The organism is Desulfothermus naphthae, from assembly GCF_054657475.1.
In genome coordinates, this window is record NZ_BAAHYQ010000003.1 from 664,489 (window position 1) to 680,833 (window position 16,345).

Consider the following 16,345-nt stretch of genomic DNA (forward strand, 5'->3'; position numbering starts at 1 on the left):
TTTAAATCTTTCTCGTTATTATAGGGTAGAGGGAGGGCTTTTGTCTAACTAAAGTTTTGTTGTAAACATAGATACCAGCAAAAGAAATGAGCAAAAACACAATACCTAAAATAGATGAAGATAAGTCTTTGTTTTTAAAGGGATCAATGGAATTTCCAATAACTACGCCAAGAAAGAACAATATCAAAGGGATGATATAAAGCACTAAGATGGCCTTAGCCCTTTTTTCTGTAGAAAACTGGACCTCAACCTTATCACCAATTTTTGCATTTATATAATTTTTTGCCCTAATCACCATGAAATTACTTCCAAAAGGATCACATAATCCCCTATGAGCACACCCCATACATTGGGAGCGCCTATCTACCTTAACTTTAGCCTCTTTTTCTCCCAATAATTCAACCACTTCTCCTTGCTCAATCATGAACTTAAGCGGCATGGGCTTTTTCTTCTATTTTTTCTTCTTCTTTGTTTACTTTAATTAGAGCGACCATGGCCTTAGTTGGACAGTTGTTTACACACTCAAGACAACCTGTACATTTTTCATTATCTATAACAGGCAAGGAATTGACCATGGTAATAGCCTTTTCTGGACATTTTTTGGCACAAAGGCCACAACCAATACAACCCACCTTACAAACACTTTTTACAGCCTTACCTGTATTTTGAGATGAGCAAAGAACTGCAACCTTTTGTGATGCTGGGAAAAGCTTGGGGATATTTCTTGGACAAACATTTACGCAACATCCACATCCAGTGCATAAATCTTCATTTACTACTGGGATTCCATTTTCACCCATTGAGAGCGCACCAAAAGGGCAGGCTTCCACACATGACCTAAGCCCTATACAACCAAATTCACATGCCTTATTCCCTCCTGTAGAAATTATAGCTGCATAACAGTCTTTGGCGCCGACATATTCAAAAATCCTCTTTGCATTATCATTGTCACCCCTACACTGAATCCTCACTATTTTTCTTTCTTCCAAAGAGGCTGATATCCCTAAGATAGAACATATTGCTTCTATCACATTGGCACCACCAGCAACACACTTGTTAGGTTGTTCATTCTTGGTTACTATTGCTTCTGCATAATCACTGCAGCCTGCATATCCGCAACCACCACAATTTGCACCAGGAAGGATGTCTGCAATTTCCTCAATCCTTGGATCCACTTCTACATAAAATACCTTTGCAGCTATACCCAAAAATAGACTCAAACAAAGACCTAAAATAGCCATTATCAAAACAGCAGTAATAATTGGAGACATATTTTATTTCTCCTTAATTTTATTGACCAAGTCCCACAAAACCATAAAAACAAAGTCCCATTAGTCCTGCAGTGATAAGGGCAATGGGAAAACCTTGAAATAGAGTAGGGATCCTGCCTAAGGCAAACCTTTCCCTTATACCTGCAAGAATAATTAGGGCAAGGTCAAATCCAATAGCAGTGGCAATGGAATATAGGAATGTTTCCATAAAAGTATGCTTTTGTTGAATATTTAAAACAGCAACACCAAATATCATACAATTTGAGGTAATTAAAGGTAAATAGATTCCAAGAGATCTGTAAAGTGCAGGAGCAACTTTTTGTAATATAATTTCTACCAGTTGCACCAGGGATGCAATGACTAAAATAAAGACTACTGTTCTAAGATATTCTAACTCCAGGGGGAGTAAAATAAAATTATAGACCATCCAAGTAATACAACTGGCCAGGACATTTACAAATAGGGCGGCTCCAGACATACCAATTGCACTGTCTAAATTTGTTGAAACTCCAACAAATGGACAGTTTCCTAAGAATCTTACAAGCAAGATATTGTTTGCAAATATAGCCGTGACCATCATAAGAATATAGTCACTCATGAGATTTACTCCTCTTAAAGTTAGCAAATTAAGTTAGCAAATTATGTGTGAAATAAAATTACACATCTACTATCCTAACTACTTTTATTTAATTAAGCCCTTTTCCCTTCAATTTTTAAGGATATAAAATTCATAAACGCAAGAATAAGTCCTAAACAGATAAAGGCCCCTGGGGGTTGTTGTAATAATTCAAAACCCAGATAGGATGATGGCATTACCCTTATACCAAACCAAGTTCCAGCACCTATAATTTCTCTAATGGATGCAAGGGTTGTTAACGAGAGGGTGAATCCAAGTCCCATTCCCAGTGCATCAGCTATGGAGTAAAGTATTGGATTTTTTCTGGCAAATGCCTCAGCCCTACCCAGTATCAAACAATTTACAACAATTAGAGGAATCCAGATACCAAGAACTCTATAAAGAGAATAAAAATAGGCCTCCATGGAAAGTTCAACTATAGTTACTGCTGAAGCAATTATAACTATAAATACAGGAACCCTAATCTTTGCTGGGATAAAATTTCTAAACATTGAAATCAAAAAATTACTAACGAGCAGGACAAAGATAACTCCACAGCCAAGTCCTATAGCACTGCTCACACTGCTAGTTACAGCAAGGATTGGACATAGACCTAAAACAAACCTAAATGGGGGGACTTCTTTCCAAAGTCCCTTGGTAAATTCTTGAACTAACCTAGACATGACTTACTCCTTAAAATTAAGGAAATAACTAAAATTACACCCCGATTTTACTTTTTATCTTTTTATAAATATCCACTGCATGTTGGACCGCCTCCATGATTCCCCTAGAGGTATAAGTGGCACCACTGACAACATCAATTGTGCCAGATCCAGGGGCAAAGTTTGTTGTTATTAATCTATTTTTAAATTGATCTTTAAATTTTTTATTTTCAGTAGCCTTTGTTGCAACACCAGGGGTTTCAGAGTGAGTTGTTATTGCAATTCCACCTATAGTTTCAGAGGGCAAATTAATTGAGACCATAACACCAATATTACCCGCATATCCAACTCCATAAGCCTCAAGGGCAACAGCAACTATTTTTCCTCCTTTTTTGGCAAGAAAAATGTTTTTAACAATATCCCTTCCACGCTTGTCCTTGCCTACCACAACTTTTATCCTGTCTTTTACTGGATCATTGTCATAATCCACCACTAAAGCTTTTTTAAGTGCTGGCGCCTTTATGTTTTTTATTCGCTGATATTCAATTTGGGGTTCAGTTACTTTTTTTACAATTGATAAGGCCCCTCCCCATACTCCACAAACCACGGTTAGTACAATGACCATTCGAAGAATTTCTTTGGCATTCACTTTTAATTACCTCCCATAAGGTTCAGGTAATATTTTATCTAAAAAAGGAGTTATTAGAGTGGTTATCAAAACTGCATAATAGGCACCAAAGGTCCAGCTGCCCCAAAGCCTTATTACTACAGTTAACACGCCACCTAAGAGACCAAATATCACCATGCCCTGGGGTGATACTGGAGTAGAAGGCATATCAGTTGCAAAAAAAAAGGCTGTTAAAGCCGTTCCACCTGCAAGCAGGTGAAAGATGGGGTCTCCAAAGGAAGTGGAGCCAATGGCCCAACAAATGAGAGAAAAGAAAAAAACTCCTGATAAGTAACTGATTGGGAGTCTCCAGTTTATCCTCTTTCTTGCTAAAAGATAAATCCCTCCTAGAACTAGACAAAGAAATGATATCTGTCCCATAAATCCACAACGAAGTCCCAAAAACATATCTTTGTAAGAAAAATAGTGGTGGACATACTCAATTCCTTGGGTCTTGAAGATTTCAAGTGGTGTTAAATTTGTAGCCACATCTTTAATTGGACATATCCATTTTCCCATAAAATCTGGAAAAGAAATTTTTAAAATTACCCATGAAATAAGTGCTCCATTAAAAGGATTGGCACCATATCCCCCATAAACCTCCTTTCCTAAAAGCACCATGAAAAATGTACCAATTATAACAATCCACCAGGGTAGGGTAGGGGGAAGTAACATTGAAAATAATAGCCCATAATAAACAGAAGTTAAATCGTGAATCATGAGTTCTCTTTTGGTAATTTTTTGAAAAAAAATCTCCCATAACGCTGCAGATATAAGTGATAATAATACAATCTTTAAGGCAGCTAATTTAAATAGATAGATAGCAAAAAAAGTTGCTGGCAAAAGCGCTATAATATGATCTAACATTATGCTTTTTAAACTATTTCCACTATGAAGGTGGGGAATAGGTGATACAACTAAATTATTCATAAGGGTATTACTCCTTATTTTATATTTAAATTTTCCTTACCATATTTTATCCACTGGACTAATGGAATATTTACAGGACACACATAGGCACAACAACCACATTCAATACATTTTTCAATATAAAATTTTTTTGTAAAATCAAATTGCTTGGTCTTAGAATATCCAAAAATAAAAAGTGGCATTAGCCCCATTGGACATACTTCAACACATAACCCGCATTTTATGCACACTGCATCAGAATATGTGTTTACCTGACCTTGTTTTAAAACAAATATTGATCCAATATCTTTAGTTATAGGATAATTTATATCATATATTGGTATCCCAGAGATGGTGCCATTGATAATTATCTTTGAAATGGATTTTGTATCTATATTTAATTTTTCTAAGATATAATGTATTGAAGTTCCTATTGGAACTTTAACAAGTTGTGAGTTGCTAATATCACCATCAATAACAGTTATAATTTTTTCCCTGTAAGGAACTTTATTATTTATCAATAATCCCAAATGATATATGGTTTCTAAGTCCAATATAGTTGTATGAAGAGATTCTTCTAATGGCTTATCCATCTCCAGCTCTTCATTTAGAATTGTCTTTACAAGAAGAGGTGTCTTATGTTGAGGATACTTCTTTTTAAGAAATACAATTTTTATTCCTAAAGGTGCTAAAGAAGAATTTAACTGATCTACAAAACCGTCAATCTGTCTATAATCACTATATATTGCCAAAAATATTTTATTAGGCTTAAAAAGATTTATAACTTGTTCAAAACCTTGCTTAATTACATTTATTTGCTTCTGGAGAAAAAAATAATTTTTCCCATTGGCAATAATTTCTTCAAGACCGTTTATAATTAAAGTATCTACCTTATTTTTTTGAGCCATCTCTATTTTTTTTGCAAGAAATAATACTTTATTGTCCTGATTAGTTATGATGCCACAATTAATTATGTTATGTAAAATTCCAGGTTGTGTTGGAAAATCAACTGAAAGATCTATGTCTTGCACGTAGATTTCCAGGGCATCGCATTTGGTGCCAAGATGGCTTTTAAAATCTTTAACAATGTTTACAATTTTGCCACTTACTGGAGATATCAAAGAACCATGGGGGCCAGTGGCGATTACCTCGCCTGCTGCTATTTTTGATTTTTTTTTAACTCTTGACGAGAGTTGAGGGGAGAAGTCTTGTTTCAAGGGAAGCGTTATTTTTTCAGGAAAGGGGAGAGTTTTTACACTTTCAGGATAGCTGGATAAAAAATTTAATTTTATACCTCCAGAAGAAAAAGATAAGTCTCTCATGTTTATTCTCTCTTATTTGTTTTTAGGTCATAGGAGATAATAAGATATGAGTAATTTTTGTTAATTTTGTTCTTTATGTTAAATACTTACTCAGCTCTATTTTCTTTAACAGTTATTGTCAAGGGCAAAATAATAATAAAATTATAGAGGTTACTTTTTAGACACTATCCCTAACTAAAAATATACTTGTCAATTTAACTTTTTCAAATTAATCAAAAAATTAAAGAGTAATGCTTTTTTTTTAAATTAGATAAGTCTGTAATTTAAATCGATTGTAATATAAAGTTAATATATTACATTAAATAATATTTGTAACTAATTAATAAATTTTAAAAAATAGAAAGAAATGAAAATAGATGTTATTAAAACTGCACCATTTGTGAGTTTTTTATTAAAGTTCTGGTATAGAACCTTAAAGTATTCTCATGAGTGTAAAGAACTCGTTGAACCTTTTAGGTGCAGGGAAAAGGGTAGGGTGGTATTATTTGCCATATGGCATGATGAGTTATTTGCTCCACTTTATTTTCATAGAGATGAGGATGTTATAATTTTAGTTAGTGAAAGCAGGGATGGAGAATTTATAGCAAGGATACTAAAGGAATTTGGATACAAGACAATTAGGGGTTCAAGTACTAGAGGCGGAATTAAGGCTTTGAAGCATTTTGTAAAAATGTTCAAAGAAAATCCAAGAGATATTGCTATAACCATTGATGGACCAACTGGTCCAAGGCACATCCCAAAGCAAGGAGTGATATATCTTGCGTGGAAATTAAATATTCCAATTGTTCCAGTAAGGACTTTTGTATCTTTAAAAAAAGTTTTTTCCAAATCCTGGGATAAATTTCAGTTGCCCCTGCCATTTGCTAGATGTAAAATTATTTATGGAACACCATATTATATTTCCCACAAAAAATTATCATCTAAAATACTTTTAGATGAATCCCACTTATTAAAGAAAAAAATGGATGAGTTAAAACCAAAATAAATTTTGAGAAGCCTTATTTAATTTTCTATTGATTCCATTTAATCTTGAGCGCGCTGCCTCTTTTTCAGACTTTCTCCTGGCATTTTTTATTACATCCCTTAAGATTTTTTGTGCAGTATAAAGGTTTCCCTTTTGTTCAAAAATCAAAGCTGCCCTATATAGAGCAGTGATAGACCAGATATATTGATCTTTATATAGAAAATACACTTTTAGATATTTATTGGTAGCCAAATCTAATTTTTCCTCTATCTGGTCGCATTCTGCCATCCAAAATAATACTTCTGCCTCCATTTTTCTATTTAATTTTTCTCTTTTATTCCAAAGATAGTTTAAAACCTTTTTACTAAATTCAAGGTTGTTATTTTTTTGAGCATATAGAGCCATTTTTATAAGCTTTTCTGGCGCTAAAGAATTAGGAGATATTTCAAAGATCTTCTCGTAATAAGACATGGCCTGGCGGTATTCATTTTTCAAGTTGTAATAATCTCCCATTATTTTATAGTAATTAATTAACAACTTCTGATCGATATTTTCATAATTGAAAAGTTCAATATATTTTTTAAACAACGTAAAATTTCCTGCTAAAACTTCATTTTTAGCAAGCTCTAAAATCGCCATTTGGCCAGAGATGGTGTTTTTGTATAGCAATATAGTCTGTTTTAATATAATATTATTAACTTGTTTTTTGGTGATAAGATTGCTTACATACGAATATCTCAGTAAATAATCCAATGGATAGAGCTTTAATGTGTTATCTAATTCCTCTTTTGATATTTTAAAACTTGAATTCAAATTGAATGGATTAAATCCAAATGGCTGTAAAAATAAAACAATTTCTTTAAATTCATTCATAGATATGCCAATATTTAAAGAAGAAACTTTATCCAATAACAATAAAATAGAAATTTTTAAAGAAATAGGCAATTTTTTAAAATCTACTTTAGATACTTCTTTTTTTAATAGAGAATAATCATTATTTTTTAAAATAATAGCTATTTTTATCTGCCTTAATTTTTCCTTGATATCTTGTGGAACAAAAACACTGTGAATTTCTTTGTTTATTATATCACATAGAGAGAGCTCTACATTATTATTTTCCTCTTTTAGTTTATTTAATAGCTCAGATCCATTATCAATAATCCATTTATCTGGATCAAGATTTTTCACAAATATTTCAAAATAAGCGTTATATTTTGGAAATCCAAACAGAGGGGAATGGTCTTTAGGCAAGTCATTACCATAAAGTTTTTTTAGAAATAACTGTAATAATTGCCTTAGATTTGGATCTTTAAATAATTTTATAGATAAAATAGCAGCTTTTTTATCTTTTATTGATATTGAAGCCAAAAATGAAATAATTGAATCTCTAAGATGTTCATCTGCTAATTTAAAGCTAAAATCATCAGGAGTGATCTTTAAAATACATCTGGATATTGAAGCCAGCTCATTATCTTTAGGCCAAAGTTTTTGAGCCATGTCTATGGCTTTTAAAATTTCCCTCTTTTTTTGTAAAAATTCATTTTTATCAATTAAAAATTTCCCATTATAAAGAGTATCAAAAGACCATTTTAAAAAAACGATCTTAAAAAAGTTGTCAATGCCTGGCTCATTTAAAATTAATTTTGAGTCATTAGTTAAATAATAACCCTTTGTGTAGTGGAGTAGGGCGGTTTCAAAATCACCTTTATACCTATAGGCCCTGGCAAGGATAATCTCTCTTTTTGCGAGTAATTTTTTTTCCTTAAAAGCTGTCTGTTCTAAAATCGAGATGGCCTCATCAGGATTTCCAGAAAATATTTTGGCGTTGGCATATGAGAGTAGCAATAAGGGTTCTTTGTAAGAATCTTTGAGTTCAATATTGATAATATCATAAGCACCATAGCTTTTTAAAAAGGAAATAAATTCGTTATTTTTGGAAAATGAAAAATATGGAGTCAAAAAAAATAAAACCAAGATAATTAGAATCTTTTTTAACATATAAATACTCCGACATTTTTGGATAACTTTTACTAAGGTATAGCTCAAAAGTAAAGATTTCTTAAAATTAATTTTTATTAAACATACTTGTGTTTAATAATAAAAAACAAATTTATGTTCATTTTTATTAAACATTTTGATTAAACATTTTAGAAAATAAAATTAAACATTCGAAGTCAAATTTAATTAAACAAAAAAGAAATTTGATAAAATTAAACATCAATTCTTAAGAGATAGTTTAAATGGGTTATAGAAGACCCAATTGGGAGGAGAAGAAGGGAAAAAATAATTCTTAGAGAATTAAATAAAAATACTTAAGTTTACATAATATTCATTATGAGACAAAAATAATAATGACTGAGAGGAGTCCTCCTCCTGGCTAAGATTGTCTGATGATTTGAGCTCACTGAATAAAGCCTAAAAGGCATATCTTGCTTTTGTGTTGAGACCTTCACTTATTCTAAAATCTATTTATCGATTAAGTACCTGGCCTGCCTTCTAAAATCTTAACTCCAGATGGAGGTTTATTCCAAAATAGCTTCGAGTCAATTTCTGGATTTAAATTTATATCATCAAATTCTAAAAAATTCTCATTTCCAAAAAAATCTATTATATTTATCTTTTTTATTAATTGATTTTTGTCTATCCAGAGATATACAAGCACCATATTTGGCTCTGGATTAAATGGAACTAATTTTATTTTATATAGATCTCCTTTTATACCTTCATTTGTTATATTAAATTTCTTTTTTAAATCTATTTTACCTGTAATTAAGTCAAATATAATTCTTGATTGTTCTATTTTTGATAATTTATATTTATATGCGAGTTTTTCTTCTGGAAAATAGTCCCATATGATATTTCCATTTACTATCAAAATCTCATGTTCAGGCTTTTCTATTTCCCATCTCACTTTTACTCTATTTAATGATTTTTTACAGATTATATTCCCTGACCTAATTTCCTCCTCCCTGGTGGTCTTATTTTTAAGTATTTGATTGAATTTAGTTCTGATTGACTGTATGTTTTTATAATTTTTTAACAAATCATCTATTATATTTTGTCCACTAAGTACTTGGCCAGGAATTAATAAAAATAAACACATAATCAAATAAAAAAATCTCATATCATATCCTTTAGTCAATTTTTTTTATAACTCCAATTACATTTGGTATTTCTGATTTATTTGAATTTTGATTAAAAATATCTATTCTGGAATATCCATGCAAGTCTTTTTCAAAATCCCTATATTTTATATATATCCCACAGGTATTTCCACCTTCAGTGAATATGCAAGATTTTATATTTATTGGTAGATCCAAAAGGATGTTATTTAATTCATGTATGGATAGTGGCAAATAGCTGAATATAAATTGCACATTATTTAATCGATCAATCCCAATAGCAGAAACACTGTAGGAATCAGTGTCCATCTGCCATAAATTTTTTCTATTTTCTCCTATCATTCTATAATTTTGTATAACAGTATCATATTTATTTAATAATTTATCCCAATTCTTGGTATATCCCCTCTCAATAATATCTACTTGAGGTATATTTTTTTGATTGGGATTAAATACCAAAAATCCTCTAAATTTTTTATTAATTATTCTTTGATTTATATAATCTTTGTTTTTCATAAATCCAGTACTTGTTCTTTTATCTTCCCAGAACATACTGGCATTTATTACTGCTATTAAATTATATTTTTCAGCCCACTGTCTTAATGACAAAGGTGAGATATTTAATTTAGACGACATAAGTAGTGTAAGAGAGAAATAATTGGGATCTATTTTTAATATGTATATATCATAACCTTTGTCTCTATAACTCCCTTTAAAATTATAAAATACAAGCCCTCTGTCTAATTTTAGTTGCTTAACACTATTACAATAGGCAGAATTAAAGCTAAAAAATAATAATAAGACAAAAACTAAAAATATTTTTTTTATTTTCCCGCCCAATTATACATCCTCAAATAAATCTTTCATTGTGTATAATTTTCCAGGTTGTTTATTTACTATCCATTTTGCTGCCCTAATTGCACCCTGTGCAAAGGTTTCCCTGGAATGAGCCCTGTGGGTTATTTCAATTCTTTCACCTAGGCCAAAGAAATATATTGTGTGGTCTCCTACTACATCTCCACCTCTTAAACTCTGAACACCTATCTCTTGTTTTGGCCTCTCTCCTATCATACCCTGTCTGCAATATCTAATAGCCTCTTTATCAAAACCTTTTGCCCCTCTGAGTACCTCAGCCAGCTTTACAGCTGTACCACTTGGAGCATCTTTTTTAAATTTATGATGGATTTCTGATATCTCTACATCATATAAATCCCCTAGCATCTCTACAAATTTTGGGAGCAATGTTAAAAGCACATTAATTCCAACACTCATATTAGGAGCCCAAAATAATGGAATCTTTTTTGCGGCCTCTTCTAAAAAGCCCATCTGCTCGTTGTTTAACCCAGTTGTTCCAATTACCATTGGATTTTTTGTTGAAACAGCTATTTCTACATTTTTTTGAGTAACATCTGGATATGTAAAATCAATGATAACTGCATTTTGATATTTAAAGGCAACTTCTTTTAAGTCGCTGGATATTGTATCAGTAAGTCCCTTGATTTTCTCTAAATATTCATGTTTTTCAATTGCTCCTACGAGTTCTATGTCCTTATCTGAATTTATTAAATTACATATAGTAGAACCCATTCTTCCAGCTGCTCCTGTGACTATGGCATAAATTGTCATAAATCCCTCCATGTATTAGTTTACAGATTTATTTTCTATTAAATCTAAAAATTCTTTTTCTTCTATTATCTTTAGACCCAACTCTTTTGCCTTGGCAAATTTACTTCCTGGATCTTTTCCTACCACCACAAAATCTACCTTTTTTGAAATTGCACTAACCACCTTACCCCCTAATTGCTCAACCAATTTTTTTGCCTGACTCCTTGTGAGGGATTCCAATTTACCTGTAAAGATAAATTTTTTGTCTTTAAGTTTTAAATCCTCTGATTTCTCTTGTCCCTGATCTATATTTGAGGGCCAAAGCCCAATTTCTTTAAATTTTTTCAAAAGGGACTGATTTGCTGGATTTCTAAAAAATGTGTATATGGATTTTGCTACTTCTGGGCCAATGTCACGGATATTTTGCAACTCCTCTATAGATGCATTGGCTAGTCTATCAATTGAACCAAAGTGATGGGCCAGTAGCTTTGCTGTTTGTTCTCCAACTAATCTAATACCTAAAGCAGAGATGAATTTATCAAGAGTTGCCTGCTCTTTTGCTTCTTTAATAGAAGAGAGCATATTATCTGCAAGCTTGTCTCCCATGCGCTCTAGATGGATTATATCTTCTTTTTTTAACAAAAATAGATCAGCAAAATCTTTTATTATCCCCTTGTCCACAAAAATTTCTATCCACCTCTCCCCTACTCCACTTATGTCAAGTCCAGATTTAGAGACAAAATAGATAAGTCCCCTTTTTAGTTTTGCTGGACAAGAAGCATTTATGCACCTATGATTTGCTTCATCTTTAAGCCTGATTACATCGCTTCCACACACTGGACATTTTTTAGGAAAAACAAACTCCTTCTCTTTTCCAGTCCTGAGCTCTTTTATTGGACGAACCACCTCAGGTATAACATTCCCTGCCCTCTGAACCACTACCCTATCACCTATTTTTAAATCCTTTGCCCTGATCTCGTCTTCATTGTGCAAAGTTGCCCTTTTTACTATTGCTCCTCCAATTTCCACGGGTTCTAGAATAGCAACTGGTGTAAGCACCCCTGTTCTTCCAACCTGTACTATTATATCTTTTAATGTTGTTTGGGCCTGTTCTGCCTTAAATTTAATGGCTATTGCCCATCTTGGAGACCTTGCTGTTGCCCCCAGTCTCTTTTGTTGATCCAAGGAATCTACCTTGGCCACTACTCCATCGATCTCATAGGGAAAACCATCCTTTTTGGCCTCAATGCTCTCAAAATAAGAAAAGACTTCGTCTTTATCTTTGCAATATTTAGCCTCAGGCACAATATTAAACCCAAGTTGATTTAAAAGGTGCATAATTTGCCTCTGGGTTTTTAGCTCATTATTTGATCCTCCTCTCCACCTAATTATGCCTACTCCATAGGCAAAAAATCTAAGTGGCCTAGAAGCTGTTATTTTAGGATCCAATTGTCTTATAGAGCCTGCAGCTGCGTTTCTTGGATTTGCAAAGACCTTTTGACCACTTTCCAGCTGTCTTTGATTTAAGAGGTAAAAATCCTTTTTGGATATAACAACTTCACCCCTCACTTCTATATATTCAGGAAAAAAATTTATCCTATCCCTTAAAATCAAGGGTACATTTTTTATGGTCTTAACATTTTCAGTTACGTCCTCGCCCACATACCCATCTCCCCTTGTTGCTGCTGCTACATATTTTCCATTCTCATATATTATTTCCAATGCGAGTCCATCTAATTTAGGGTCAACCCAAAAAGAGATATCTTCTCCAGGAAGTAGCCTCCTAAGTTTAGAAAAATATTCCTCAAACTCTCCTTTTGAAAACACATTGTCCAGGCTGTACATTGGAACACTATGTTGTCTCCTTGCAAATTCTTCAAGGGGCTTGCCCCCAATTTTCTGGGTAGGTGAATAGGGAGTTACAAACTCAGGGTATTTTTCTTCCAATTCCTTTAATTCATTAAATAGCCTGTCATATTCTGCATCTGATATTTCAGGATCATCTAAAACATAATACCTGTAGTTGTGATACTCTATTTTCTCTCTTAACTCTTCTATTCTTTTTTTTATTTTTTCCAAGTCCATATCTAAAAAAGTTAAAGTATTTCTTTAAATTTTTTCAAATCAACTTTTCTGCCCACAACAATTAAAGTATCTCTTCCCTCAAGTATTTCCCCAGCCTGGGGATTATAAATCATAGTGCCATCTTGTTTTTTAATGGCGATTATTATTAAGTTAAATCTTGGTCTCAGTTCAGATTCTATTAAATTTTTCCCTACAATAGATGAGGATTCGGGAATAAAAACCTCTTCCATTTGTAAATTTAAATCATCTCCATGGATGGCCATGTCCAAAAAGTTAATAACTGTAGGTCTCAGAACCATTTGTGCCATCCTGAGTCCACCTAACAGGTGTGGTGTAAGCGCCCTATCAGCGCCTGCAAGCTCTAATTTTTTAATTGATTTTTCATTCTCTGCCCTTGCAATTATGGTTATATTTGGAGCTGCCTGTCGCGCTGTGAGTGTTACATACACATTCTGGGCATCATTTGACAAGACAGTAATTAAGGCCTTTGCATTATTTAATCCGGCCTTAAATAATACATTATCATCAGTTGCATCTCCCTCTACATATAAGATTTTATTTTCCATTAATTTTTCAATTGCTTTGGGATTATTTTCAATTACAACAATTTCACAACCTTCTCTTATGAGTTCTTTTGCCACTACACTTCCTATCCTGCCAAAGCCACAGACAATATAATGATCTTTTAGCGACAAAATTTTTGCTTCCATCCTCTTTTTACCCCAAAAAAGTTGAATCTTGCCTTCTAAAAAGGCATTAGTAAATGAACCAATAATGTAGGCATAGGTTCCAACACCCAGTAAAATTAATATGGACGTATGTAATTTCCCTTGATCTGAAAGATTGTGAACTTCTCTAAATCCTACGGTCGAGAGGGTTATAACCACCTGATAAAAACTATCTAATAGGCTCCACCCCTCTATGTACATAAAAATATAGATGCCGTATAAATATACCAAGCTAAGTATAGCAAATCCAATAATTAGAGGATAAAATTCATGCACAAACTCCTTTGATAATAAGAACTCTATCCTGGATTTGTGGATTTTTGGGGACATAAAATTCTTGGCAATAGATAAACAGTTTTTCGTCTTTGCTTAATACTTTATTAAAATTTCCTTTAATTCAAAAATTTTATCCCTAAATAGGGCAGCTTTTTCAAACTCTAATTCCCTTGCAGCTTCTTTCATCTTTTTCTCCAGTTTTCTTATCTCTCTCTCTATTGTTTCCCTGTCTAAATAATAAAGTTCTTTTGATTCTGCAACAGATAAAACCTTGTTCTTTTTTCTTTCTCCAAACTCATACAGAGGATTTTGGGTTGTTTTCTCTATTGTCTTTGGGATTATATTGTGTTTTTTGTTATATTTTATCTGAATTTTCCTACGTCTATTGGTCTCTAAAATGGCCTGTTTCATTGACTCTGTAATGGTATCTGCGTACATTATTACCTTGCCATTTACATTTCTTGCAGCTCTTCCAAAGGTCTGAATTAAAGAGGAAGTGGATCTTAAAAAACCCTCTTTGTCTGCGTCCAGGATTGCGACCAGTGATACCTCTGGTATATCTAGCCCTTCCCTTAAGAGATTTATCCCAACAAGCACATAAAATGTCCCATCACGGAGTTCCTTAATTATTGAAATCCGCTCCAAGGTATCAATATCTGAGTGCATGTATCTTGCTGGCACTGAATTTTCATTCAAAAAATCAGTTAAATCCTCTGCCATTTTTTTTGTTAGGGTAGTAACAAGCACCCTTTCGTCTCTTTTCATTCTTTTTCTGCACTCAGAAACCAGGTGGTCTATCTGGGCCTTTGTTGGATGGACTTCCACCTCAGGGTCAACAAGTCCTGTTGGTCTGATTATCAGCTCAACTACCCTACCCTCGGAGATTTCTATTTCAAATGGACCTGGAGTTGCTGATACATATACAACTTGATTTATTCTGGATAAGAATTCATCAAAATTAAGTGGCCTATTATCTAAGGCAGATGGTAGCCTGAATCCATAATCCACTAAATTTTGCTTCCTTGACCTATCACCATTATACATTCCCCTTATCTGAGGGATTGTAATGTGAGATTCATCTATAAACATTAAAAAATCTTCAGGAAAATAGTCTAATAAACATGCTGGGGGGGTGCCCGGTTTTCTTCCATCTAAGTGCCTAGAATAGTTTTCAATGCCATTACAGTACCCAAGTTCTTCTAACATCTCAAGGTCAAGCAAGGTCCTTTGTTCTAACCTCTGGGCCTCTACCAGTTTATTGTGTACATAAAACCACTCAAGCCTCTCTCTTAGTTCCTCTCGTATATCTGATATGGCCCTCATAAGGTTATCTTTTTCTGAGACGTAGTGGGATGCAGGGAATATCACTGTTTTTTCTATTTGATCTAATACCTCCCCTGTAAGGGGATTTATCTCAGAAATAGACTCTATCTCGTCCCCAAAAAATTCTATTCTTATGGCCTGTTCTTGCTTGTATGCAGGAATTATTTCAACTACATCTCCTCTTACCCTAAAGGTGCCCCTATGAAAATCATAGTCATTTCGTTCATAGTATATTTCAACCAGTCTTTCTAAAAAATCCTCCATTACTACCCTTTGTCCAACTCCAATTGGAATAACCATGTTTTTATAATATTCAGGCGAACCCAGACCATAGATGCATGATACAGAGGCAACAATAATTACATCCCTGCGAGTTAACAATGAATAGGTTGCAGCATGTCTTAGCTTATCAATATCTTCATTTATTGACGAGTCTTTTTCGATGTATAAGTCATTCTCTGGCACATATGCCTCTGGTTGGTAGTAATCATAGTAACTCACAAAATACTCTACTGCATTCCCAGGGAATAATTGTTTGAATTCATTATATAATTGAGCAGCAAGGGTCTTATTTGGAGCCATTATTAAGGTGGGCCTATTTAATTTTGCTATGACATTGGCCATGGTATAGGTCTTGCCAGAGCCTGTAACTCCCAACAAAACCTGATGCCTAACGCCCTTTTTTAAATTTTTGCACAATTGAGCTATTGCCTTAGGCTGATCCCCTGCAGGTTTATATGGAGATATGAGTTTAAATTTCATTAATTTTTGGGTAAAAAGATTTTTTAGTTTTTA

15 protein-coding genes are annotated in these 16,345 nt (G+C 33.2%); 1 reads left to right on the plus strand and 14 read right to left on the minus strand.

Going from position 1 to position 16,345, the window contains the following annotated elements:
• Position 1: 1 nt before the first annotated feature.
• From ACYQ1E_RS14930 to ACYQ1E_RS14960, 7 genes are all read right to left on the minus strand, one after another.
• Positions 2-439: a SoxR reducing system RseC family protein gene (locus ACYQ1E_RS14930; protein WP_459881086.1), complete on the minus strand. Its 438-nt coding sequence runs from the start codon at positions 437-439 to the stop codon at positions 2-4.
• Positions 429-1,271: an RnfABCDGE type electron transport complex subunit B gene (locus tag ACYQ1E_RS14935; protein WP_459881088.1), complete on the minus strand. Its 843-nt coding sequence runs from the start codon at positions 1,269-1,271 to the stop codon at positions 429-431. The genes ACYQ1E_RS14930 and ACYQ1E_RS14935 overlap by 11 nt, the downstream gene beginning before the upstream one ends.
• Positions 1,272-1,290: 19 nt before the next feature.
• Positions 1,291-1,869, minus strand: a complete 579-nt coding sequence (gene rsxA / locus ACYQ1E_RS14940; protein WP_459881091.1) for an electron transport complex subunit RsxA — start codon at positions 1,867-1,869, stop codon at positions 1,291-1,293.
• A 92-nt stretch (positions 1,870-1,961) separates the two neighbouring features.
• Positions 1,962-2,570 (minus strand): electron transport complex subunit RsxE, encoded by a 609-nt coding sequence (gene rsxE / locus ACYQ1E_RS14945; protein WP_459881094.1) that lies wholly within the window; start codon positions 2,568-2,570, stop codon positions 1,962-1,964.
• 34 nt (positions 2,571-2,604) lie between these two features.
• Positions 2,605-3,198: an RnfABCDGE type electron transport complex subunit G gene (locus ACYQ1E_RS14950; RefSeq protein WP_459881097.1), complete on the minus strand. Its 594-nt coding sequence runs from the start codon at positions 3,196-3,198 to the stop codon at positions 2,605-2,607.
• 6 nt (positions 3,199-3,204) lie between these two features.
• Positions 3,205-4,146, minus strand: a complete 942-nt coding sequence (locus ACYQ1E_RS14955; RefSeq protein ID WP_459881100.1) for an RnfABCDGE type electron transport complex subunit D — start codon at positions 4,144-4,146, stop codon at positions 3,205-3,207.
• A gap of 14 nt (positions 4,147-4,160) precedes the next feature.
• Positions 4,161-5,447, minus strand: a complete 1,287-nt coding sequence (locus ACYQ1E_RS14960; RefSeq protein ID WP_459881103.1) for a 4Fe-4S dicluster domain-containing protein — start codon at positions 5,445-5,447, stop codon at positions 4,161-4,163.
• A gap of 346 nt (positions 5,448-5,793) precedes the next feature.
• On the opposite strand from ACYQ1E_RS14960, the gene ACYQ1E_RS14965 reads away from it, so the two are divergent.
• Positions 5,794-6,432, plus strand: coding sequence for a lysophospholipid acyltransferase family protein (locus tag ACYQ1E_RS14965; RefSeq protein ID WP_459881106.1), 639 nt, complete (start codon positions 5,794-5,796; stop codon positions 6,430-6,432).
• Here ACYQ1E_RS14965 and ACYQ1E_RS14970 read toward each other — a convergent pair.
• The 7 genes from ACYQ1E_RS14970 to uvrB form a co-directional block, all read right to left on the minus strand.
• The gene (locus ACYQ1E_RS14970; RefSeq protein WP_459881109.1) at positions 6,418-8,409 is read right to left on the minus strand and encodes a tetratricopeptide repeat protein; all 1,992 of its coding nucleotides are present in this window, start codon (positions 8,407-8,409) and stop codon (positions 6,418-6,420) included. The genes ACYQ1E_RS14965 and ACYQ1E_RS14970 overlap by 15 nt on opposite strands.
• Before the next feature lie 478 nt (positions 8,410-8,887).
• The gene (gene lolA / locus ACYQ1E_RS14975; protein ID WP_459881111.1) at positions 8,888-9,535 is read right to left on the minus strand and encodes an outer membrane lipoprotein periplasmic chaperone LolA; all 648 of its coding nucleotides are present in this window, start codon (positions 9,533-9,535) and stop codon (positions 8,888-8,890) included.
• A gap of 10 nt (positions 9,536-9,545) precedes the next feature.
• Positions 9,546-10,373 (minus strand): phosphodiester glycosidase family protein, encoded by an 828-nt coding sequence (locus ACYQ1E_RS14980; RefSeq protein WP_459881113.1) that lies wholly within the window; start codon positions 10,371-10,373, stop codon positions 9,546-9,548.
• Positions 10,374-11,159 carry a 4-hydroxy-tetrahydrodipicolinate reductase gene (dapB, locus tag ACYQ1E_RS14985; RefSeq protein ID WP_459881116.1) on the minus strand — a complete coding sequence of 262 codons (786 nt, stop codon included), beginning with the start codon at positions 11,157-11,159 and terminating at the stop codon, positions 10,374-10,376.
• Positions 11,160-11,174: 15 nt separating this feature from the next.
• Positions 11,175-13,223: an NAD-dependent DNA ligase LigA gene (ligA, locus tag ACYQ1E_RS14990; RefSeq protein ID WP_459881119.1), complete on the minus strand. Its 2,049-nt coding sequence runs from the start codon at positions 13,221-13,223 to the stop codon at positions 11,175-11,177.
• Between the two features lie 11 nt (positions 13,224-13,234).
• Positions 13,235-14,227, minus strand: coding sequence for a potassium channel family protein (locus ACYQ1E_RS14995; protein ID WP_459881122.1), 993 nt, complete (start codon positions 14,225-14,227; stop codon positions 13,235-13,237).
• Between the two features lie 93 nt (positions 14,228-14,320).
• Positions 14,321-16,312, minus strand: coding sequence for an excinuclease ABC subunit UvrB (uvrB, locus tag ACYQ1E_RS15000; protein WP_459881125.1), 1,992 nt, complete (start codon positions 16,310-16,312; stop codon positions 14,321-14,323).
• Positions 16,313-16,345: the final 33 nt, after the last annotated feature.